20 protein-coding genes are annotated in these 20,742 nt (G+C 64.1%); 14 read left to right on the forward strand and 6 right to left on the reverse strand.

The annotated features are described in order from the left end of the window. Positions 1 to 121: 121 nt before the first annotated feature. On the reverse strand, positions 122 to 1,267 hold the full coding sequence (gene lldD, locus ACCC94_RS03430) for an FMN-dependent L-lactate dehydrogenase LldD (protein ID WP_413348039.1): 1,146 nt from the start codon (positions 1,265 to 1,267) through the stop codon (positions 122 to 124). A 114-nt stretch (positions 1,268 to 1,381) separates the two neighbouring features. Continuing rightward, complete coding sequence (locus tag ACCC94_RS03435; RefSeq protein ID WP_413348040.1) at positions 1,382 to 3,058, reverse strand: lactate permease LctP family transporter; 1,677 nt, start codon at positions 3,056 to 3,058, stop codon at positions 1,382 to 1,384. 343 nt (positions 3,059 to 3,401) lie between these two features. Here ACCC94_RS03435 and ACCC94_RS03440 point away from each other — a divergent pair, with 343 nt between their 5' ends. After that, positions 3,402 to 4,178: an FCD domain-containing protein gene (locus ACCC94_RS03440; protein WP_413348041.1), complete on the forward strand. Its 777-nt coding sequence runs from the start codon at positions 3,402 to 3,404 to the stop codon at positions 4,176 to 4,178. 36 nt (positions 4,179 to 4,214) lie between these two features. On the opposite strand, the gene smpB is transcribed toward ACCC94_RS03440, so the two are convergent. Next, the gene (gene smpB, locus ACCC94_RS03445) at positions 4,215 to 4,694 is read right to left on the reverse strand and encodes an SsrA-binding protein SmpB (RefSeq protein ID WP_017518965.1); all 480 of its coding nucleotides are present in this window, start codon (positions 4,692 to 4,694) and stop codon (positions 4,215 to 4,217) included. Between the two features lie 165 nt (positions 4,695 to 4,859). Here smpB and ACCC94_RS03450 point away from each other — a divergent pair, with 165 nt between their 5' ends. Then, positions 4,860 to 5,294: a type II toxin-antitoxin system RatA family toxin gene (locus ACCC94_RS03450; protein WP_138524530.1), complete on the forward strand. Its 435-nt coding sequence runs from the start codon at positions 4,860 to 4,862 to the stop codon at positions 5,292 to 5,294. Further along, complete coding sequence (locus ACCC94_RS03455) at positions 5,287 to 5,595, forward strand: RnfH family protein (RefSeq protein WP_413348043.1); 309 nt, start codon at positions 5,287 to 5,289, stop codon at positions 5,593 to 5,595. The genes ACCC94_RS03450 and ACCC94_RS03455 overlap by 8 nt, the downstream gene beginning before the upstream one ends. 75 nt (positions 5,596 to 5,670) lie before the next feature. Here ACCC94_RS03455 and ACCC94_RS03460 read toward each other — a convergent pair whose 3' ends face one another. After that, entirely contained in the window at positions 5,671 to 6,207 is a 537-nt protein-coding gene (locus ACCC94_RS03460) for an outer membrane protein assembly factor BamE (RefSeq protein WP_413348044.1), read from the reverse strand. Between the two features lie 96 nt (positions 6,208 to 6,303). On the opposite strand from ACCC94_RS03460, the gene fur reads away from it, so the two are divergent. Further along, the gene (fur, locus tag ACCC94_RS03465) at positions 6,304 to 6,708 is read left to right on the forward strand and encodes a ferric iron uptake transcriptional regulator (RefSeq protein WP_009613072.1); all 405 of its coding nucleotides are present in this window, start codon (positions 6,304 to 6,306) and stop codon (positions 6,706 to 6,708) included. A 151-nt stretch (positions 6,709 to 6,859) separates the two neighbouring features. Here fur and recN read toward each other — a convergent pair whose 3' ends face one another. Continuing rightward, positions 6,860 to 8,536, reverse strand: coding sequence for a DNA repair protein RecN (recN, locus tag ACCC94_RS03470; protein ID WP_413348045.1), 1,677 nt, complete (start codon positions 8,534 to 8,536; stop codon positions 6,860 to 6,862). Between the two features lie 200 nt (positions 8,537 to 8,736). On the opposite strand from recN, the gene grpE reads away from it, so the two are divergent. From grpE to ACCC94_RS03515, 9 genes are all read left to right on the forward strand, one after another. After that, positions 8,737 to 9,300 carry a nucleotide exchange factor GrpE gene (gene grpE / locus ACCC94_RS03475; RefSeq protein WP_413348046.1) on the forward strand — a complete coding sequence of 188 codons (564 nt, stop codon included), beginning with the start codon at positions 8,737 to 8,739 and terminating at the stop codon, positions 9,298 to 9,300. A gap of 90 nt (positions 9,301 to 9,390) precedes the next feature. After that, positions 9,391 to 11,307, forward strand: a complete 1,917-nt coding sequence (dnaK, locus tag ACCC94_RS03480; protein WP_259757417.1) for a molecular chaperone DnaK — start codon at positions 9,391 to 9,393, stop codon at positions 11,305 to 11,307. Between the two features lie 122 nt (positions 11,308 to 11,429). After that, positions 11,430 to 12,560 (forward strand): molecular chaperone DnaJ, encoded by a 1,131-nt coding sequence (gene dnaJ / locus ACCC94_RS03485; RefSeq protein ID WP_413348047.1) that lies wholly within the window; start codon positions 11,430 to 11,432, stop codon positions 12,558 to 12,560. An 80-nt stretch (positions 12,561 to 12,640) separates the two neighbouring features. Further along, complete coding sequence (dapB, locus tag ACCC94_RS03490; protein ID WP_413348048.1) at positions 12,641 to 13,447, forward strand: 4-hydroxy-tetrahydrodipicolinate reductase; 807 nt, start codon at positions 12,641 to 12,643, stop codon at positions 13,445 to 13,447. A 187-nt stretch (positions 13,448 to 13,634) separates the two neighbouring features. Then, entirely contained in the window at positions 13,635 to 14,771 is a 1,137-nt protein-coding gene (gene carA / locus ACCC94_RS03495) for a glutamine-hydrolyzing carbamoyl-phosphate synthase small subunit (RefSeq protein ID WP_081520693.1), read from the forward strand. Between the two features lie 43 nt (positions 14,772 to 14,814). Beyond that, positions 14,815 to 15,468: a leucine efflux protein LeuE gene (gene leuE / locus ACCC94_RS03500; protein ID WP_413348078.1), complete on the forward strand. Its 654-nt coding sequence runs from the start codon at positions 14,815 to 14,817 to the stop codon at positions 15,466 to 15,468. A gap of 19 nt (positions 15,469 to 15,487) precedes the next feature. Next, positions 15,488 to 18,709 (forward strand): carbamoyl-phosphate synthase large subunit, encoded by a 3,222-nt coding sequence (gene carB / locus ACCC94_RS03505; RefSeq protein WP_413348049.1) that lies wholly within the window; start codon positions 15,488 to 15,490, stop codon positions 18,707 to 18,709. After that, a complete protein-coding gene (greA, locus tag ACCC94_RS03510; RefSeq protein ID WP_017518953.1) occupies positions 18,706 to 19,182 on the forward strand; it encodes a transcription elongation factor GreA in 477 nt (158 codons plus the stop codon). The genes carB and greA overlap by 4 nt, the downstream gene beginning before the upstream one ends. Before the next feature lie 10 nt (positions 19,183 to 19,192). After that, a complete protein-coding gene (locus tag ACCC94_RS03515) occupies positions 19,193 to 19,597 on the forward strand; it encodes a DUF4149 domain-containing protein (protein ID WP_413348079.1) in 405 nt (134 codons plus the stop codon). Positions 19,598 to 19,639: 42 nt separating this feature from the next. Here the strand turns inward: ACCC94_RS03515 and ACCC94_RS03520 are convergent, their stop codons facing one another. Next, positions 19,640 to 19,954, reverse strand: coding sequence for a YhbY family RNA-binding protein (locus ACCC94_RS03520; RefSeq protein WP_413348050.1), 315 nt, complete (start codon positions 19,952 to 19,954; stop codon positions 19,640 to 19,642). A gap of 78 nt (positions 19,955 to 20,032) precedes the next feature. On the opposite strand from ACCC94_RS03520, the gene rlmE reads away from it, so the two are divergent. Beyond that, positions 20,033 to 20,656, forward strand: a complete 624-nt coding sequence (rlmE, locus tag ACCC94_RS03525) for a 23S rRNA (uridine(2552)-2'-O)-methyltransferase RlmE (RefSeq protein ID WP_413348051.1) — start codon at positions 20,033 to 20,035, stop codon at positions 20,654 to 20,656. Positions 20,657 to 20,742: the final 86 nt, after the last annotated feature.

Consider the following 20,742-nt stretch of genomic DNA (forward strand, 5'->3'; position numbering starts at 1 on the left):
GGGGGGGGTGGGGCCCGCCCCGGGGGGGGGGGGCCGTTGGGCGCCCGCCGGCCGCGCCCCCCCGGGGGGGGGGGGGGGCCGGGCCCCCCCCCCCCCCCCCCGCTCCTACGAAGAGCCGGGCTTACGCGCCGAACTCGCGCACCAGCGAATCACGGGTGATCTCGCCGATGGTCTTGGCGCCGGTGAGCACCATGGCCACGCGCATTTCCTTCTCGAACAGGTCCAGCAGGTTCTTCACGCCGGCCTCGCCGTGGGTCGCCAGGGCATAGAGGAAGGCGCGGCCGATGAGCACGGTGTCCGCGCCGAGGGCGACCATCCGTACCACATCCAGGCCATTGCGGATGCCGGAGTCGGCGAGGATCTTCAGGTCGCCCTTCACTGCATCGGCGATGGCCGGCAGCGCGCGGGCACTGGAGAGCACGCCGTCGAGCTGACGGCCGCCGTGGTTGGACACGACGATGCCGTCGGCGCCGAATTTCACCGCGTCCTTGGCATCTTCCGGGTCGAGTATGCCCTTGATGATCATCGGGCCGTCCCAGAATTCGCGGATCCACTCCAGGTCCTTCCAGGAAATCGACGGGTCGAAGTTGGCGCCGAGCCAGCCGATATAGTCGGCGAGGCCGGTGGGGTTGCCGCGGTACTTGGAGATATTCCCCAGGTCGTGGGGCTTGCCCAGCAGGCCGACGTCAAATGCCCAGGCGGGGTGGGTCATGGCCTGCCAGACGCGACGCAGCGGCGCATTCGGGCCGCTCATGCCGGAGTGGGCGTCACGGTAGCGCGCGCCGGGCACCGGCATGTCGACGGTGAACACCAGAGTCTTCACGCCGGCGGCCTTGGCGCGCTCCAGGGCGTTGCGCATGAAGCCGCGGTCCTTCAGCACATAGAGCTGGAACCACATGGGCCGGTCGATGGCCGGGGCGACCTCCTCGATGGGGCAGACCGATACGGTGGACATCGTGAACGGAATGCCTTTCGCGGCGGCCGCGCGGGCTGCCTGTACTTCACCGCGCCGGGCGTACATGCCGGTCAGGCCGACCGGGGCCAGGGCGATGGGCATGCTCAACGTCTCGTCGAACAGCTTCGTCTCAAGGCTCAGCTCGGACATGTTCTTCAGCACGCGCTGGCGCAGGGCGATGCCCGCCAGGTCGTCGACGTTGTTGCGCAGGGTGCGCTCGGCGTAGGCGCCGCCGTCGGCGTAGTGGAAGAGGAACGGCGGCAGCTTGCGTTGGGCCGCGGCGCGGTAGTCGGTAGAGGCAGAGATGATCATGGGCGTCTCATCGTTGTGGGTCTTGTCGAGGCCACCGCGTTGGCGCCGGTGACCTCGAAAGACCTTAGCTGCTTTGGACGGATTTCCGCGCTGAGGCGCGGAGCCGAGCTTGCCTTAGTGAACCAGCATGCCGGTGAAGATGTAGGCCTGGGCCAGGGTGATCAGGCCCACGATGGCGGCGAACATCAGGCTGTGCTTGAGGGTAAAGCGGAACAGGTCGGATTCCTTGCCGACCATGCCGGTTGCGGCGCAGGCCACGGCGATGGATTGCGGCGAGATCATCTTGCCGGTCACGCCGCCGCTGGTGTTGGCAGCCACCAGCAGGGTGTCGTTGACCCCGATCTGGTGCGCGGTGGTGGATTGCAGCGAGCTGAACAGGGCGTTGGAGGAGGTATCCGAGCCGGTCAGGAACACACCCAGCCAGCCGAGGAACGGCGAGAAGAACGGGAAGGCCGCGCCGGTGCCGGCCAGGACCAGCGCCAGGGTGGTGGACATGCCCGAGTAGTTGGTGACGAAAGCGAAGGCCAGCACCATGCCGATGGAGAGGATCGGCCATTTCAGCTCGATCAGGGTCTCCTTGAAGGTGGTCAGACCAGTTTTCGCACCGATGCGCAGGATGAACATCGAGACCACGGCGGAGAGGAAGATCGCGGTGCCGGTGGCCGAGACCGGGTCGAGCTTGAACACGGCGGCGATCGGCGTCGGGTTGGCGACGATGGGTGCGGTCTTCACCACCAGTTGGTCCAGGTGCGGGATGGGGAAGTTGAACACCAGGTTGTACAGCGCGCCGCCCGGAGCGAAGAGCGCCTTGAACGGCTTCAGGGTCCAGATGGTGACCAGCACGGTCAGCACCAGGAAGGGCGACCAGGCCTTGAGGATTTCGCCGAAGCTGTAGGGAGTCGGCTCGGCGCTGCGCGGGCCGTTGCCGCCCAGGACGGCGGCGCCGCCCGCGGTGGCGACTACTTCACGCTCGCCGGCGGGTTGCCAGACCTTCAGGAACAGGGTCAGGGAAATCAGGCTGACCAGGGCCGAGGTGATGTCCGGCAGCTCCGGGCCGATGAAGTTGGAGGTGAAGTACTGGGTGATGGCGAAGCTGCCGCCAGCGACCAGTGCGGCCGGCCAGGTTTCCTTCACGCCCTTGAAGCCGTCCATCATGAACACCAGCCAGAACGGCACGAGGATCGACAGGAACGGCAGCTGGCGGCCAGTCATGGCGCCGATCTTGAACGCGTCGATGCCGGTGACCTGGCCGGCGACGATGATCGGGATGCCCAGGGCGCCGAAGGCCACCGGCGCGGTGTTGGCGATCAGGCACAGGCCCGCGGCGTACAGCGGGTTGAAGCCAAGGCCGACCAGCAGCGCGGCGGTGATCGCCACCGGCGCGCCGAAGCCCGCCGCACCTTCGAGGAACGCACCGAAGGAAAAGCCGATCAGCAGTACCTGCAGGCGCTGGTCGCCGGTAATCGACAGCACCGAGCTGCGTATCACTTCGAACTGGCCGCTCTTCACCGTGAGTTTGTAGAGGAACACCGCCGCGACGATGATCCAGGCGATCGGCCAAAGACCGTAGGCGAAGCCATAGCCGGCGGCGGCGATGGCCATGTCGGCGGGCATGCCGAAGGCGGCGATGGCGATGATGATCGAGAGGGCGAGGGTGATGCTGCCGGCGACGTGGCCCTTGAGACGGAACACGGCGAGGGCGAGGAAGAAGAACACGATCGGGATGACGGCGACCAGCGCGGACAGGCCGAGGCTGCCGAGCGGGGTGTAGATCTGCTGCCAGGTTTGCATCTGGTTTGGCTCCCTAATTGTTTTTGGGTGGAGGGCCTGGTTGCCGGTCGGGCGATTCCGATGCGCTTGTGGCGCCTGGGCAGGTCGGTCGACTGATCGCGGCTTATTTTTCGTGAACTGTTGTGGTTCGGTTCGATATTCGGTAAATTGGTAATACCAATTTACAAAGGCGAGCGCTAAGGGTAAAAGCCCTGCTGGCGGCATGTCAATTTGCTGCTCTGCGACTTTTGTCGAGCGTGCTCGGAAAGACGAAGGGCTCCTTTGGTCGGCCGCGGCGCCGATCGGGTTGCGGCGCGCGGTGCAGATCGCGAACTGGAGCGGGATATCGAGAGGGTTCATCCACATGAGTTTTGGCCAGGTCAAACAACGCCGTCTGTCGGACGACATCGTCGAGCGGCTGGAGGCGATGATCCTCGAGGGCACGCTCAAGGCCGGGGAGAGGTTGCCAGCCGAGCGCGTGTTGGCCGAACAGTTCGGTGTTTCGCGGCCGTCACTGCGTGAGGCGATCCAGAAGCTCGGCGCCAAGGGGCTGCTGGTCAGTCGCCAGGGCGGGGGCAACTATGTCAGTGAAGGCCTGGGATCGATGTTCAGCGACCCGCTGCTGCAACTACTGGAAAGCAATCCGGAGGCGCAGCGCGACCTGCTGGAATTTCGCCACACCCTGGAAGGCTCCTGCGCCTACTACGCGGCGCAGCGTGCGACCGAGGTGGATCACCAGCGCCTGAAACAGGCCTTCGATGCCCTGCAGGATTGCTATCAGCGGGTGGGCAAGGTCAGTCGTGCGGAAGAGGGCGCGGCGGACGCGGCCTTCCACCTGGCCATTGCCGAGGCCAGTCACAACGCCGTGCTGCTGCACACCATTCGCGGCCTGTTCGACCTGCTCAAACGCAACGTGGTGACCAACATCGGCGGCATGTACGCGCAGCGCGACGAGACTCGCGAGCAGTTGATGCGTCAGCACCGTGAACTGTACGAGGCGATCATTGGCGGACACGCGGAGGCCGCGCGGGAGATTTCCCAGCGGCATATCGACTACGTTCAGGAAGTGCTGGCCGAGGTGCAGGCGAAGGAATTGCGCCTGCAACGGGCACAGCGACGCCAGGGCACGGCGGACGCCTGACCGGCAACGCGCCCTCGCAGGAGGGCGCGGAAGGACTCAGTCGTCCTTGCCGTGCCGAATGGCGCGCTGGATTTCCCGGTCGGAGTCGCGCTCCTTCTCGGTGCCGCGCTTGTCGTACTCTTTCTTGCCCTTGGCCAGTGCGATCTCGCATTTGATCAGGTGCTTCTTCCAGTACATCGACAGCGCGACGCAGGCGTAGCCTTTCTGCTGCACGGCACCGAACAGCTTGCCCAGCTCGCGCTTGTGCAACAGCAGCTTGCGCGTGCGCACCGGGTCGGCGATGACGTGGGTGCTGGCAGTGGTCAGCGGCGTGATGTGGCTGCCCAGCAGCCAGGCTTCGCCATCCTTGAGCAGCACGTAGCTGTCCACCAGCTGCGCCTTGCCGGCGCGCAGGCTTTTCACTTCCCAGCCGGCCAGGGCGACGCCCGCCTCGAAGCGCTGCTCGATGAAGTAGTCGTGCAGAGCCTTCTTGTTCTGCGCGATGGTCCCCGAAGGGTGTTTCTTCTGTTTAGCCATAGGCCGCGCATTATAGGGAGTCCCTCGCCGCGCCGCTATCGGGAGAGCGTGCGACGGCATGCAAGCTTGAGGGTGCGTGGCTAATCTCGGAGAATGCGCGCTGTTTTTTTTGATCGGCGGGCATCGATTGCGGTCAGATGCCCCACAACACAAAGCGAGAAGTCTATGAGCACGCATATCCAGCGTTCGGCACTGTTGCCCTATCCGGCGAAGGCGCTGTACGACCTGGTCAACGATGTGGCGCGCTACCCGGAGTTCCTGCCCTGGTGTTCGGCCTCCACCGTGCTGGAGGCAAGCGATACGGCCATGCGCGCCGAGCTCACGGTGGCCAAGGGCAGCATCACCCAGCGCTTCACTACCCGTAATGTGCTGGTGCCGGGGCAGAGTATCGAGATGAACCTCGAGGAGGGCCCATTCACCCAGCTGCACGGCGTGTGGACGTTCAAGGCTCTGGGCGACAAGGCCTGCAAGATCTCCCTCGACCTGACCTTCGACTACGCCGGCGCGCTGGTTAAGGCGACCCTGGGCCCGCTGTTCACCCAGGCGGCGAACACCATGGTCGACGCCTTCTGCCAGCGCGCCAAGCAGCTGCATGGCTGAGGCCGTGAGCATCGCCATCGAAGTGGTGTATGCCTTGCCGGACAGGCAGGCGCTGCTGCGACTGAGTGTTCCGCGAGGCACGCGGATGCGCGAGGCAGTGGAGTTATCCGGCATCGCCTCGCAGTTTCCAGGCCTGGACGTTTCGAACTGCCCGCTGGGCATCTTTGGCAAGGCAGTGGCGAGGCCCGAGGAACGGATATTGAGAGAGGGCGAGCGGGTGGAAATCTACCGGCCGCTGATTGCCGATCCCAAGGAAGTCCGCAAGCAACGCGCTGCACGAGCCAAGGCGGCGCGCGGCTGATCTTTCGCGGGAAAGTGCAGATCGCAGGCAACAAAAAGCCCGGCATCGGCCGGGCTTTTCGTGGCAGCGGATCCCTTACTGCGGATTCTTGTCCAGCGGCTCCGGAGTCGGGACCGGCACGGTTTCCACCTGGTCGACTTCCTTCTGGATCTGCTCTTCCACGGAGCCGGGCTTGGCCGGTTCTTCCTTGGGCTGTTCGGGCTGTTGCTGGGTCGGCTGTGACGGCGTGGTAGCCGGGCTGCCTTCCTTGCCGAGGATCGACTCGTCGCGGCTGACACCAGGCATGAAATCGCCGTTGAGGCCGATCAGCTGGTCGTTCTCGCCGAAGTACAGGCTCATGCGCTCCTGCTGGCGCTGACCGCCGCCGGGCTGGATGCTGTAGAGGTAGTCCCAGCGATTGGGGTGGAAGGTGTCCACGATCAGGGGGTTGCCCATGATAAACCGCACTTGGCGCCGGGTCATTCCGGGCTTCAACTGGTCTATCATGTCCTGCGTTACAACGTTGCCCTGCTGGATGTCGATCTTGTAGACCCCCGGGAACGAGCAACCGGCGAGTGCGGCGAGTCCCAGCCCGAAAGCGAGACTGGTCAGCATGAGCTTGGCGTTTTGCATCAAGGGGTGACTTCCACTATCTTGGCTGAGCGACGAAATCCCGATCATACCTGTATTGAGAGATGCTGCGAAGCATTCCGCGCCGAGAAAGCACACATGGTTGAAAATAGCGAACTGCGCAAAGCCGGACTCAAGGTCACGCTGCCGCGCGTCAAGATCCTCCAGATGCTCGATTCCGCCGAGCAGCGCCACATGAGCGCAGAGGATGTGTACAAGGCGCTGATGGAGGCGGGCGAGGACGTCGGCCTGGCTACCGTCTACCGCGTTCTGACCCAGTTCGAAGCCGCCGGCCTGGTGGTGCGCCACAACTTCGATGGCGGTCATGCCGTCTTCGAACTGGCCGACAGCGGTCACCACGACCACATGGTTTGCGTCGATACCGGCGAAGTCATCGAGTTCATGGACTCGGAAATCGAGAAACGCCAGAAGGAGATCGTCAAGGAGCGCGGCTTCGAGCTCGTCGATCACAACCTGGTGCTCTACGTGCGCAAGAAGAAGTAAACGCACGCAGATGCAGAAACGGCGACCCGCGGGTCGCCGTTTTCGTTTGTGCGGGGCTGTTTGTAGGAGCGAGCTTGCTCGCGAACCGTGCAACTCCTGTGCTGCCGGAAAGCTCCGTTCGCGAGCAAGCTCGCTCCTACAGATTCATGTCTCAGCTTTGGACCGCGGAATCGACCATCTTGCGGGCGTGGGCCAGGGATTCCTTGGTCAGGTCCACGCCGCCGAGCATGCGGGCGATTTCCTCGATGCGCTCGGCCTTCTTCAGGTTGGCCACGGCGGTGCGGGTCTCGCTGGTGTCGCGGTCCTTGTGTACGAACAGGTGTTGATGGCCCTGGGCTGCGACCTGCGGCAGGTGGGTGACGGTCAGCACTTGGCCGCGATCGCCGAGGCGACGCAGCAACTGGCCGACCACTTCGGCGGTGGGGCCACCGATACCGACGTCCACTTCGTCGAAGACCAGGGTGGGAATGCGCGAGGTCTGCGCGGTGATCACCTGGATCGCCAGGCTGATGCGTGACAGTTCGCCGCCCGAGGCGACCTTGGCCAGGCCCTTCATCGGTTGCCCGGGGTTGGCGCTGACCAGGAACTCCAGTTGCTCCAGGCCACTGACCTGCGGCTCGTCCGAGCTGGTCTGGCGCAATTCGATGGCGAAGCGCCCGCCGGGCATGCCCAGGCGCTGCATCTCCACTTCCACGGCCTTGGCCAGCTTCGGTGCGGCTTCCTGGCGGATGCGGCTGAGCTCGTCGGCCTTCTCCTGGTAGTGGCGGGCGTAGGCGGCCAGTTCGTTGCCCAGGCGCTCCACGGCCTCATCGTCGGCGTTCAGCGCCTCCAGTTCGTCCAGCAGGCGCTGCTGCAGGTCCTGCAATTCATGGGGCTGTACGCGGTGTTTGCGCGCGAGGCTGTAGATGGCGTCCATGCGCTCTTCCAGTTGCTGCAGGCGCATGGGGTCGGCGTCGAAGTGATCGACGAAGCGGTTCAGCTCGCCAATGGCTTCCTCCACCTGGATCTGCGCGCTGGAAAGCAGGTTCACCGCTTCGCCCAGGGCGGCCGGTTGGCTCTGGAAGGCGGTGAGGCGGTTGAGGCTGGAAGTGAGGGCGGAAAGCACATTGCCAGCGTCGTTTTCGCTGCACAGTTCGACCACCTGGCGGCAGGCGGCGATCAGGCTGCCGGCGTTGCTCTGGGTCTTGTGCTCGGCTTCCAGCGCCTCCAGTTCGTTGTCGCCCAGGCCGAGGTTTTCCAGTTCTTCCAGCTGGTAGCTGAGCAACTGGTGGCGGGCGCGTTGTTCGTCGCCGTTGCGCGACAGGCGGTCCAGTTCCTGGCGGGTCTGCTTCCAGCGCTGGGCGGCGAGGTGCACCTGGCGTGCGAGGTCCTGGCTGCCGGCGTATTCGTCGAGCAGGCGGCGATGGGTGTCGGCCTTGAGCAGTGATTGGTGCTCGTGCTGGCTGTGGATGTCGATCAGCAGCTCGCCCAGGTGCTTGAGGTCGCCCAGCGGGCAGGGCGTGCCGTTGATGTAGGCGCGGGAGCGGCCTTCGGCGGTGATCACGCGGCGCAGGATGCACGGGCCGTCCTGTTCCAGGTCGCGCTCGGCGAGCCAGTCGCGGGCCTCGGCAATCGCGCTGACGTCGAAGCTGGCGAGAATGTCTGCCTTGTCCGAGCCGGGGCGCACCACGCCGCTGTCGGCGCGGTCGCCCAGGGCGAGGCCGAGCGCGTCGAGCATGATCGACTTGCCGGCGCCGGTTTCGCCGGTGATCACGGTCATGCCGGCGGCGAGCTCGAGATCGAGGTGCTCGACGATGGCGTAGTTGTGCACGGACAGATGAACCAGCATGGACGGCGGCTCCGCAGAAAGTTCTGGTTATTTATACAGTATTTTTTGCCGCTGGCAATTCTCCTTTGTCGGCTTTGGGAGGGGCCCGTGAGGCATGCACCCTTGAAGTCGAAAAAAGCTGCCCCATATACACGGCAGAGCCGCGGACCATTGGGTTCGCCTTGTTTTCAAAGGCTTATTTTCTTTTTTAGGAGAGTGGCATGTCTGACGAACAACAGACTCAGGATTCCCAGTTCAACGAGCAGCCGGACACCGGGGCTGCCGGGGATCTGAACGCCCGCGTGCTGGAACTGGAAGAACAGGTCGCCGCGGCGAAGGACCAGAGCCTGCGCGCCGTTGCCGAGCTGCAGAACGTCCGCCGTCGTGCCGAGCAGGACGTGGAGAAGGCGCACAAGTTCGCGCTGGAGAAGTTCGCCGGCGACCTGCTGCCGATCGTCGATACCCTCGAGCGCGCGCTGGAGATGTCGAGCCCGGAAGACGAAGCGATCAAGCCGATGCGCGAAGGCATCGAGCTGACGCTGAAAATGTTCCACGACACCCTCAAGCGCTACAACCTCGAGCCGGTCGACCCGCACGGCGAGCCGTTCAATCCCGAACATCACCAGGCCATGGCCATGGAAGAGAGCATCCGTCTCGAGCCGGGCAGTGTGGTCAAGGTGTTCCAGAAGGGTTACCTGCTCAACGGTCGCCTGCTGCGCCCGGCCATGGTCGTGGTGAGCAAGGCGCCGGAACAAACTCCGCCTTCGATCGACGAGAAGGCTTGAAATCCACCACCCGGTCCCCATCTGGGTAATCAACCGAGCCAAAGACCCGCAACAGGGTCAGCGCGGAATCTAATTTCTGGAGAGTGAAATATGGGCAAAATCATTGGTATCGACCTGGGGACCACCAACTCCTGTGTGTCCATCCTGGAGAACGGTAACGTCAAGGTCATCGAGAACGCCGAAGGCGCTCGTACCACCCCGTCGATCATCGGTTACGCCAACGACGGCGAAATCCTGGTCGGTCAGCCGGCCAAGCGCCAGGCCGTGACCAACCCGAAGAACACCCTGTACGCAGTGAAGCGCCTGATCGGCCGTCGCTTCGAAGAAGACGTCGTGCAGAAAGACATCAAGATGGTGCCTTACAACATCGTCAAGGCTGACAACGGCGACGCCTGGGTCGAGGCCAAGGGCCAGAAGATGGCTCCGCCGCAGGTCTCCGCCGAAGTCCTGAAGAAGATGAAGAAGACCGCCGAGGACTATCTGGGCGAGCCGGTCACCGAAGCGGTCATCACCGTTCCGGCCTACTTCAACGACAGTCAGCGCCAGGCCACCAAGGATGCCGGTCGCATCGCCGGCCTGGACGTCAAGCGCATCATCAACGAGCCGACCGCGGCTGCGCTGGCCTACGGCCTGGACAAGGCCAAGGGCGACCACACCATCATCGTCTATGACCTGGGCGGCGGCACCTTCGACGTTTCCGTGATCGAAATCGCCGAAGTCGATGGCGAGCACCAGTTCGAAGTGCTGGCCACCAACGGCGACACCTTCCTGGGTGGTGAAGACTTCGACCTGCGCCTGATCGACTACCTCGTCGAGGAATTCAAGAAAGAATCCGGCATGGACCTCAAGGGCGACCCGCTGGCCATGCAGCGCCTGAAGGAAGCTGCCGAGAAGGCCAAGATCGAGCTGTCCTCGACCCAGCAGACCGACGTCAACCTGCCGTACGTCACCGCCGACGCCTCCGGCCCGAAACACCTGAACGTCAAGGTCTCCCGCGCCAAGCTGGAATCCCTGGTGGAAGACCTGGTCAGTCGCACCATCGAGCCGTGCCGCGTTGCGCTGAAGGACGCAGGCCTGGACGTGTCGAAGATCGACGAAGTGATCCTGGTCGGCGGCCAGACCCGCATGCCGCTGGTGCAGAAGACCGTTGCCGAGTTCTTCGGCAAGGAAGCGCGCAAGGACGTCAACCCGGACGAAGCCGTTGCCATGGGTGCTGCCATCCAGGGCGCCGTACTGGCCGGCGACGTGAAGGACGTGCTGCTGCTCGACGTCACCCCGCTGACCCTGGGTATCGAAACCCTCGGTGGCGTGATGACCGCGCTGATCGACAAGAACACCACCATCCCGACCAAGAAGTCACAGGTGTTCTCCACCGCCGATGACAACCAGGGCGCCGTGACCATCCACGTGCTGCAGGGCGAGCGCAAGCAGGCCGCGCAGAACAAGTCGCTGGGCAAGTTCGACCTGGCCGACATTCCGCCGGCTCCGCGCGGTGTGCCGCAGATCGAAGTGACCTTCGACATCGACGCCAACGGCATCCTGCACGTCGGCGCGAAGGACAAGGCCACCGGCAAGCAGCAATCCATCGTGATCAAGGCTTCTTCGGGCCTGTCCGAGGACGAGATCCAGCAGATGGTCCGCGATGCCGAGGCGAATGCCGAGGAAGACCGCAAGTTCGAGGAACTGGCCGCTGCCCGCAACCAGGGTGATGCGCTGGTCCACGCGACTCGCAAGATGGTCACCGAGGCGGGCGACAAAGCCACCGCCGAGGAGAAGGCCGCCATCGAGAAAGCGCTGGGCGAGCTGGAAGTTGCCGTGAAGGGCGACGACAAGGCCGAGATCGAAGCGAAGATGAATGCGCTGTCCCAGGCATCCACTCCGCTGGCGCAGAAGATGTACGCCGAACAGCCGCAGCCGGGCGCTGCCGCTCAGGGCGAGGCCGCTGACGACAAGGCTGGCGACGATGTCGTCGACGCCGAGTTCGAAGAGGTCAAGGAGAACAAGTAAGCCACGTGCTTGCTTCCGCTCCGGTGCGCTGGCGATTGTGTCGGCGCGCATGAAACGCCACGCGGGAGCTTGCTCCCGCGTCGGCGTGTCTGGGGGAGAGGTTTTTAAGGTGCAGGAAAGTTATGGCCAAACGTGATTTTTACGAGGTACTGGGTGTCGAGCGCGGCGCCAGCGAAGCGGACCTGAAGAAGGCCTATCGCCGGCTCGCCATGAAGTTCCACCCGGACCGCAATCCCGGCGACAAGGAAGCCGAGGATAAATTCAAGGAGGCCAACGAGGCGTACGAGGTCCTGTCCGACGCCAGCAAGCGTGCGGCTTACGACCAGTACGGCCATGCCGGCGTCGACCCGCAGATGGGTGGCGGCGGTGCGGGCTTCGGTGGCGCGAGCTTCTCGGACATCTTCGGCGATGTCTTCAGTGACTTCTTCGGTGGCGGCGGCGGACGCGGCGGCTCCCGTGGCGGTCCGGCGCGTGGCGCTGACCTGCGCTACACCCTCGACCTGGATCTGGAGGACGCGGTTCGCGGCACCACCGTGACCATCCGCGTTCCGACCCTGGTCGGCTGCAAGACCTGCAATGGCAGCGGCGCCAAGCCCGGCACCACGCCGGTTACCTGTACCACTTGCGGTGGTATCGGCCAGGTGCGCATGCAGCAGGGCTTCTTCTCGGTGCAGCAGACCTGCCCGCGTTGCCATGGCAGCGGCAAGATGATCACCGATCCCTGTGGCTCCTGCCATGGCCAGGGTCGCGTGGAAGAACACAAGACCCTGTCGGTGAAAGTGCCGGCCGGCGTCGATACCGGTGACCGCATCCGCCTGACCGGTGAAGGCGAAGCCGGCGCCCATGGCGGCCCGGCGGGCGACCTGTACGTGGTGGTGAACGTGCGCGAGCACGACATCTTCCAGCGCGACGGCAAGCACCTGTACTGCGAGGTACCGATCAGCTTCGCCGATGCCGCCCTGGGTGGCGAGCTGGAGGTTCCGACCCTCGATGGCCGCGTGAAGCTGAAGATTCCGGAGGGCACCCAGACCGGCAAGCTGTTCCGCCTGCGCGGCAAGGGTGTTGCCCCGGTTCGCGGCGGTGGTGCCGGCGACCTGATGTGCCGCGTCGTCGTCGAGACGCCGGTCAACCTGGACAAGCGTCAGCGCGAGCTGCTCGAAGAGTTCCGCAATACCCTGCAGGGCAACTCTTCCCATTCGCCCAAGGCCAGTGGCTGGTTCGAGGGCATGAAGCGCTTCTTCGACGATCTATGACTTTGAAGTCGCAAGCCGCAAGCCGCAAGCCATAAGGGGCTGCGCTTGCGGCTTGAGGCTTGCTGCTTGGAGCTGATGTTATGCGACGTATAGCCGTAATGGGCGCCGCCGGGCGCATGGGCAAGACCTTGATCGAGGCGGTCCAGCAGACCAATGGTAGCGCCGGCCTGACCGCGGCGGTCGACCGCCCGGACAGCACCCTGGTGGGCGCCGACGCCGGCGAGCTGGCGGGGCTGGGCCGTATCGGCGTGCCGCTGTCGGGCGACCTGGCCAAGGTGGTCGACGAATTCGACGTGCTGATCGACTTCACCCATCCGACCGTTACCCTGAAGAACCTGGAAGTCTGCCGCAAGGCCGGCAAGGCCATGGTCATCGGCACCACTGGTTTCAGCGCGGCGGAAAAAGAGCTGCTGAACGAAGCCGCGAAGGACATTCCGATCGTCTTCGCGGCCAACTACAGCGTCGGCGTGAACCTCTGCCTGAAGCTGCTCGACACCGCCGCCCGCGTTCTGGGTGACGATGTGGACATCGAGATCCTCGAAGCGCACCACCGCCACAAGGTCGATGCGCCGTCCGGCACCGCGCTGCGCATGGGCGAAGTGGTCGCCAATGCACTGGGCCGTGATCTGGAAAAGGTGGCCGTGTACGGTCGTGAAGGCCAGACCGGCGCTCGTCCGCGCGAGACCATCGGCTTCGCCACTGTGCGTGCCGGCGATGTGGTGGGCGACCACACCGTGCTGTTCGCTGCTGATGGAGAGCGCGTGGAGATCACCCACAAGGCTTCGAGCCGCATGACCTTCGCCCGCGGCGCTGTGCGTGCTGCTCAGTGGCTGGAAGGGCAGGCCAACGGCCTGTACGACATGCAGGACGTTCTCGGCCTGCGCTGAGCGGCATGGCCGTACGTCGTGCAAAAGGTGGACCATGATGTCGCATTTCTGTAAACTACAGCTTTAGTGTGTCCACTAAAAGTAGCGCAGCATGATCACATAAAAAGCGGGATGACTTCTTCTGATGTCATCCCGCTTTTTTACAATCTGCGCACGCCCAGCCAGGCTTGAACTACGGGAGGTCTTCTTGACTAAGCCAGCCATACTTGCACTTGCCGACGGCAGCGTTTTTCGCGGTGAAGCCATCGGCGCCGACGGCCAGACCGTCGGAGAGGTGGTGTTCAACACCGCCATGACCGGCTACCAGGAAATCCTCACCGATCCTTCCTACGCCCAACAGATCGTCACCCTGACCTACCCGCACATCGGCAACACCGGCACCACGCCCGAAGATGCCGAGTCGAACAAGGTCTGGGCCGCCGGCCTGATCATCCGTGACCTGCCGCTGCTCTCCAGCAGCTGGCGCGACAAGCAGTCCCTGCCGGACTACCTGAAAGAGAACGGCACCGTTGCCATCGCCGGCATCGATACCCGCCGCCTGACCCGCATCCTTCGCGAAAAGGGTTCGCAGAACGGCTGCATCCTCGCTGGCGATGACGCCACCGAGGAAAAAGCCCTCGAGCTGGCGCGCGGCTTCCCGGGCCTGAAAGGCATGGACCTGGCCAAGGTCGTTTCCTCCACCGAGCGCTACGAATGGCGTTCCAGCGTGTGGAACCTGGAAACCGACAGCCACCCGGAAATCGCCGCCGCCGACCTGCCGTACCACGTGGTCGCCTACGATTTCGGCGTCAAGCTGAACATCCTGCGCATGCTGGTCGCCCGCGGCTGCCGCCTGACCGTCGTGCCGGCGCAGACCCCGGCCAGCGAAGTGCTCGCCCTGAACCCGGACGGCATCTTCCTTTCCAACGGCCCTGGCGACCCCGAGCCGTGCGACTACGCCATCCAGGCCATCCGCGAGTTCCTCGATACCGAGATCCCGGTATTCGGCATCTGCCTCGGCCACCAGCTTCTGGCCCTGGCCTCCGGCGCCAAGACCCTGAAGATGGGCCACGGCCACCACGGTGCCAACCACCCGGTGCAGGACCTGGATTCGGGCGTGGTCATGATCACCAGCCAGAACCACGGTTTCGCGGTCGACGAAGGCAGCATGCCGGCCAACCTGCGCGCCACCCACAAGTCGCTGTTCGATGGCACCCTGCAGGGTATCGAGCGCACCGACAAGGTGGCCTTCAGCTTCCAGGGTCACCCGGAAGCCAGCCCAGGCCCGCACGACGTAGCTCCGCTGTTCGACCGCTTCATCGCGGCGATGGCCGAGCGCCGCTGAGTCCGGCCTGCTGCGAACGAGACGCAAGAGGTAGAAGAAGATGATGCCGACCCTGGGAATCACCGACCTCTGGACCTACGTCCTGGGTACGTTGTTCATCGTCCTGCTGCCGGGGCCGAACTCGCTGTTCGTCCTCGCCACCGCCGCCCAGCGCGGCGTGGCCTCGGGCTACCGGGCGGCGAGCGCGGTGTTCCTCGGCGATGCGATCCTGATGTTCCTGTCGGCGCTGGGTATCGCCTCGGTCCTCAAGGCCGAGCCGATGTTGTTCCTGGGCCTGAAGTACGTCGGCGCCGCGTACCTGTTCTATCTGGGGATCGGCATGCTCCGCGGTGGCTGGCAGAAGCTGCGCCACCCGCTGGAAGCGGCTGCCGCGCCGGCGAAGGAAGTGGACGTCAACCAGCCGTTCCGCAAGGCGCTGCTGCTGAGCCTGTCCAACCCCAAGGCGATCCTCTTCTTCATTTCCTTCTTCATCCAGTTCGTCGACCCGGGTTACGCCTATCCCGGCCTGTCGTTCCTGGTGCTGGGCACGATCCTCGAGATCATCAGCGCCCTGTACCTGAGTTTCCTGATTTTCTCCGGTGTGCGTCTGGCGGCCTGGTTCCGTCGGCGGCAACGGCTGGCTGCTGGCGCCTCTGGTGGCGTCGGCGCCCTGTTCGTCGGCTTTGGCGTGAAGCTGGCCAGCGCAACCCTTTCCTGAATATTGCAACGAGAGTCCCATGCCCAAGCGTACAGACATCAAGAGCATCCTGATCCTCGGCGCCGGCCCGATCGTCATCGGCCAGGCCTGCGAGTTCGACTACTCCGGCGCACAGGCCTGCAAGGCCCTGAAGGAAGAAGGCTTCCGTGTCATCCTGGTGAACTCCAACCCGGCCACCATCATGACCGACCCGGCCATGGCCGATGCCACCTACATCGAGCCGATCAAGTGGCAGACCGTCGCCAAGATCATCGAGAAGGAGCGCCCTGACGCGCTGCTGCCGACCATGGGCGGCCAGACCGCTCTGAACTGCGCCCTGGACCTGGAGCGCCACGGCGTGCTCGAGCAGTTCGGCGTGGAAATGATCGGCGCCAACGCCGACACCATCGACAAGGCCGAAGACCGTTCGCGCTTCGACAAGGCCATGCGCGACATCGGCCTGGCCTGCCCGCGCTCGGGCATCGCCCACAGCATGGAAGAAGCCTACGGCGTGCTGGAGAAGGTCAACTTCCCGTGCATCATCCGTCCGTCCTTCACCATGGGCGGCACCGGCGGCGGCATCGCCTACAACCGCGAAGAATTCGAGGAAATCTGCACCCGTGGTCTGGACCTGTCGCCGACCAACGAGCTGCTGATCGACGAATCGCTGATCGGCTGGAAGGAATACGAGATGGAGGTTGTCCGCGACAAGAAGGACAACTGCATCATCGTCTGCGCCATCGAGAACTTCGACCCGATGGGCGTGCACACCGGCGACTCGATCACCGTTGCCCCGGCGCAGACCCTGACCGACAAGGAATACCAGATCATGCGCAACGCCTCCCTGGCGGTGCTGCGTGAGATCGGCGTGGAAACCGGCGGTTCCAACGTGCAGTTCGGCATCTGCCCGAACACCGGCCGCATGGTCGTGATCGAGATGAACCCGCGCGTATCGCGTTCCTCGGCGCTGGCCTCCAAGGCCACCGGCTTCCCGATCGCCAAGATCGCCGCCAAGCTGGCCGTCGGCTACACCCTCGACGAGCTGCAGAACGACATCACCGGCGGTCGTACCCCGGCGTCCTTCGAGCCGGCGATCGACTACGTCGTCACCAAGATCCCGCGTTTCGCCTTCGAGAAATTCCCGAAAGCCGACGCCCGCCTGACCACCCAGATGAAATCCGTGGGTGAAGTCATGGCCATCGGCCGGACCTTCCAGGAATCCGTGCAGAAAGCCCTGCGCGGCCTGGAAGTCGGCGCCACCGGTTTCGATCCGAAGCTCGACCTGAGCAACCCGGAAGCCGAGAGCATCCTCAAGCGCGAGCTGACCGTGCCCAATGCCGACCGCATCTGGTACGTCGCCGACGCCTTCCGTGCCGGCAAGAGCATCGCTGAAGTCTTCGATCTGACCCGCATCGACGAGTGGTTCCTGGTGCAGATCGAAGACCTGGTCAAGGACGAAGAGCGCGTCAAGACCCTGGGGCTGTCCGCCATCGACCGCGAGCTGATGTACAAGCTCAAGCGCAAGGGCTTCTCCGACGCCCGCCTGGCGACCCTGCTCGGCGTGACCGAGAAGAACCTGCGCAACCATCGCCACAAGCTCAAGGTGCTGCCGGTGTACAAGCGCGTGGACACCTGCGCCGCGGAGTTCGCCACCGATACCGCCTACATGTACTCGACCTATGAGGAGGAGTGCGAAGCCAATCCGTCGACTCGCGACAAGATCATGATCCTGGGCGGCGGTCCGAACCGCATCGGCCAGGGCATCGAGTTCGACTACTGCTGCGTACACGCGGCGCTGGCCATGCGTGAAGACGGTTACGAGACCATAATGGTCAACTGCAACCCGGAGACCGTCTCCACCGACTACGACACTTCCGACCGCCTGTACTTCGAGCCGGTGACCCTGGAAGACGTGCTGGAAATCGTCCGCGTCGAGCAGCCCAAGGGCGTCATCGTGCAGTACGGCGGCCAGACCCCGCTGAAACTCTGCCGCGCCCTGGAAGAAGCCGGCGTGCCGATCATCGGCACCAGTCCGGACGCCATCGACCGCGCCGAAGACCGCGAGCGCTTCCAGCAGATGGTCCAGCGTCTGAACCTGCGCCAGCCGGCCAACGCCACCGCGCGCAGCGAAGACCAGGCCCTGGAGCTGTCGAAGAACATCGGCTACCCGATGGTGGTTCGTCCGTCCTACGTGCTCGGCGGCCGTGCGATGGAAATCGTTTACCAGGAAGAAGAGCTCAAGCGCTACATGCGCGAAGCCGTGAAAGTCTCCAACGACAGCCCGGTGCTGCTGGACCGCTTCCTCAACTGCGCCATCGAAGTCGACATCGATGCGGTGTGCGACGGCGAGACCGTGGTGATCGGCGCGATCATGCAGCACATCGAACAGGCCGGCGTGCACTCCGGTGACTCCGCCTGCTCGCTGCCGCCGTACTCGCTGCCGCAGCACATCCAGGACGAGATCCGCGAGCAGGTCAAGAAGATGGCCCTGGAGCTCGGCGTGGTCGGCCTGATGAACGTGCAGATGGCCGTGCAGGGCGAAGACATCTACGTGATCGAGGTGAACCCGCGCGCGTCGCGTACCGTGCCGTTCGTCTCCAAGTGCATCGGCGAGTCCCTGGCCAAGGTTGCGGCCCGCGTCATGGCTGGCAAATCCCTGGCCGAAGTCGGCTTCACCCAGGAGGTGATCCCGCCGTACTATAGCGTCAAGGAAGCGGTGTTCCCGTTCGCCAAGTTCCCGGGCGTCGACCCGATCCTCGGCCCAGAAATGAAGTCCACGGGCGAGGTGATGGGTGTCGGCGACAGCTTCGGTGAGGCATTCGCCAAGGCCCAGTTGGGCGCCAGCGAAATCCTGCCGAACGCCGGTTGCGCCTTCATCAGCGTCCGCGAGGACGACAAGCCGCAAGCCGTTCAGGTCGCCCGCGACCTGGTCGCGCTGGGCTTCGAGGTGGTTGCCACTGCCGGCACCGCCAAGGTGATCGAGGCCGCCGGTCTGCCGGTGCGTCGCGTGAACAAGGTGACCGAGGGCCGTCCTCACGTGGTCGACATGATCAAGAATGACGAAGTCACCCTGATCATCAACACCACCGAAGGCCGCCAGTCCATCGCCGACTCGTACTCCATCCGTCGTAACGCCCTGCAGCACAAGATCTACTGCACCACCACCATCGCGGCGGGTCAGGCGATCTGTGAGGCGCTCAAGTTCGGTCCCGAGAAGACCGTTCGCCGTCTGCAGGATCTCCATGCAGGAATCAACGCATGAGCAAATTTCCAATGACCGTCCAGGGCGCTCGCGCCCTGGAAGAAGAACTGAAATACCTGAAGACCGTTCTGCGCCCGCAGATCACCCAGGCCATCGCCGAAGCGCGTGAACTGGGTGACCTCAAGGAGAACGCCGAGTACCACGCGGCCCGTGAGCAGCAGGGTATGTCCGAGGCGCGCATCCGTGACATCGAGGCCAAGCTGTCCAACGCGCAGATCATCGACGTGACCACCATTCCGCACAGCGGCAAGGTGATCTTCGGCACCACCGTCGATATCGCCAACGTCGAGACCGACGAAACCGTGACCTACCAGATCGTCGGCGACGACGAGGCGGACATCAAGAACAGCAAGATCTCGGTCAACTCGCCGATCGCCCGTGCGCTGATCGGCAAGACCGAGGGCGACGCCGTTCTGGTGAAGACTCCGGGCGGCGACGTCGAGTACGAGATCGTTGAAGTCCGCCACGCCTGATCGGCAATCCCTGAATGCAGGCACCGCCAGTTGGTTGCTGGCCCAGACATTCTGGGTCGGCGGCCTCTGGCTGCTTCAGTTCGTGGTGCTGCCGGCGCTGGACAAGATCGGTCTGGCGCCGTTGCTGGTGGAGTCCGTCTCCGACGCGCTGAAGCCGTTGCTGCTGGGGTTTGCCGCTTTCTGCGTTCTGCTCCAGGCGCTGGTGCTCTGGCAGGCGCGCGGGCTCGCGGCCTTCATCCGTGAAACGCGGGGGCAGTTGCTGCTCACCGTGCTGGTAATGGCGGCAGCCTATTTCGTGGTGCGACAGGTCGCGCCGGACGCTCAGCGCTGGCTGCTGTTCAACTACCTGGTGGTGGCGCTCTGCGGTCTGCTGCTGGTGCTGCAGCCGGTGCCCGGGCGCAACGAGCGCAACTGACGCGGCGGAGCCTTGCCGGCTCCGCGTTGCCGGTCTTGACTGTCAGAGACCGCTGAAGCGGCTGATGTTCGACAGGTTCTTGTTCGGCTTGGGATTGCGGCGATAGATCAGCGCCATCTTGCCGATGCTTTGAATCAGTTCGCAGCTGCCGTTCTGGCAGAGTTCGTCGATCAGCGCACGACGATCGTCGCGTTCGGCGATGCGGAACTGCACCTTGATCAGTTCATGATCGTTGAGCGCACGCTCAAGCTCGGCCATCACACCTTCCGACAGACCGTTTTCAGCAACGGTCAATACGGGTTTCAGGTGATGCCCGATAGATTTGAACTGCTTTTTCTGCTCCTGAGAGAGCGCCATAATCTGACCCCTGGGAAAAAGGCGGATATTCTACCCGAGTTTCGGTTATACCGGGATGCCGCTCAGACGAGGTAATACGTGGCCCGTTCCAAGACTAGCCATCGCTGGCTGAAAGAACATTTCGACGATCCGTACGTGAAGATGGCACAGCGCGACGGCTATCGCTCGCGCGCCAGCTACAAGCTGCTGGAAATCCAGGAGAAGGATCGCATCCTCCGTCCGGGCATGACCGTGGTCGATCTCGGCGCGGCGCCGGGCGGCTGGTCGCAGGTCACCAGTCGGGTGATCGGCGACAAGGGCACGCTGATCGCCTCGGACATCCTGCCGATGGACAGCATCCCGGACGTCACCTTCATCCAGGGGGACTTCACCGAGGACGAGGTCTTCGCCCGGTTGCTCGAGGCCATCGGAGAAAATCCGGTAGACCTTGTGATTTCCGATATGGCCCCCAATATGAGTGGACTGCCCGCCGTCGACATGCCTCGTGCGATGTTCCTCTGCGAGCTGGCCCTGGACCTGTGCACCCGCGTGCTGCGTCCGGGCGGCGACTTCCTGATCAAGATCTTCCAGGGTGAGGGTTTCGACGCTTACCACAAGATGGTTCGCGAGAACTTCGAGAAGGTGCAGATGCGCAAGCCGCTGTCGTCCCGCGACCGTTCGCGGGAGCAGTATCTGCTCGCACGGGGCTTTCGCGGCGCCTAGACTGGAATGATTGGGCCGGCCTCCGGTCTATGCCTTGCAGGTTTTGCTTGTACCGGTGAAAGCCGGGGTTCATAAAGGGTTACAGA

It is taken from the genome of Pseudomonas sp. Pseusp97 (assembly GCF_047304025.1).
Lineage (GTDB): Bacteria > Pseudomonadota > Gammaproteobacteria > Pseudomonadales > Pseudomonadaceae > Pseudomonas.

What these genes read in the sequence shown, in the direction of transcription:
- recN (WP_413348045.1), bottom strand. Translation starts at nt 8,536, where the DNA reads ATGCTGGTTCATCTGTCCGTGCACAACTACGCCATCGTCGAGCACCTC.
- greA (WP_017518953.1), top strand. Translation starts at nt 18,706, where the DNA reads ATGAGCAAATTTCCAATGACCGTCCAGGGCGCTCGCGCCCTGGAAGAA.
- ACCC94_RS03460 (WP_413348044.1), bottom strand. Translation starts at nt 6,207, where the DNA reads ATGCAAAACGCCAAGCTCATGCTGACCAGTCTCGCTTTCGGGCTGGGA.
- grpE (WP_413348046.1), top strand. Translation starts at nt 8,737, where the DNA reads ATGTCTGACGAACAACAGACTCAGGATTCCCAGTTCAACGAGCAGCCG.
- ACCC94_RS03455 (WP_413348043.1), top strand. Translation starts at nt 5,287, where the DNA reads ATGGCTGAGGCCGTGAGCATCGCCATCGAAGTGGTGTATGCCTTGCCG.
- dnaJ (WP_413348047.1), top strand. Translation starts at nt 11,430, where the DNA reads ATGGCCAAACGTGATTTTTACGAGGTACTGGGTGTCGAGCGCGGCGCC.
- dnaK (WP_259757417.1), top strand. Translation starts at nt 9,391, where the DNA reads ATGGGCAAAATCATTGGTATCGACCTGGGGACCACCAACTCCTGTGTG.
- ACCC94_RS03435 (WP_413348040.1), bottom strand. Translation starts at nt 3,058, where the DNA reads ATGCAAACCTGGCAGCAGATCTACACCCCGCTCGGCAGCCTCGGCCTG.
- ACCC94_RS03440 (WP_413348041.1), top strand. Translation starts at nt 3,402, where the DNA reads ATGAGTTTTGGCCAGGTCAAACAACGCCGTCTGTCGGACGACATCGTC.
- lldD (WP_413348039.1), bottom strand. Translation starts at nt 1,267, where the DNA reads ATGATCATCTCTGCCTCTACCGACTACCGCGCCGCGGCCCAACGCAAG.
- smpB (WP_017518965.1), bottom strand. Translation starts at nt 4,694, where the DNA reads ATGGCTAAACAGAAGAAACACCCTTCGGGGACCATCGCGCAGAACAAG.
- carB (WP_413348049.1), top strand. Translation starts at nt 15,488, where the DNA reads ATGCCCAAGCGTACAGACATCAAGAGCATCCTGATCCTCGGCGCCGGC.
- ACCC94_RS03520 (WP_413348050.1), bottom strand. Translation starts at nt 19,954, where the DNA reads ATGGCGCTCTCTCAGGAGCAGAAAAAGCAGTTCAAATCTATCGGGCAT.
- leuE (WP_413348078.1), top strand. Translation starts at nt 14,815, where the DNA reads ATGCCGACCCTGGGAATCACCGACCTCTGGACCTACGTCCTGGGTACG.
- ACCC94_RS03450 (WP_138524530.1), top strand. Translation starts at nt 4,860, where the DNA reads ATGAGCACGCATATCCAGCGTTCGGCACTGTTGCCCTATCCGGCGAAG.
- dapB (WP_413348048.1), top strand. Translation starts at nt 12,641, where the DNA reads ATGCGACGTATAGCCGTAATGGGCGCCGCCGGGCGCATGGGCAAGACC.
- fur (WP_009613072.1), top strand. Translation starts at nt 6,304, where the DNA reads ATGGTTGAAAATAGCGAACTGCGCAAAGCCGGACTCAAGGTCACGCTG.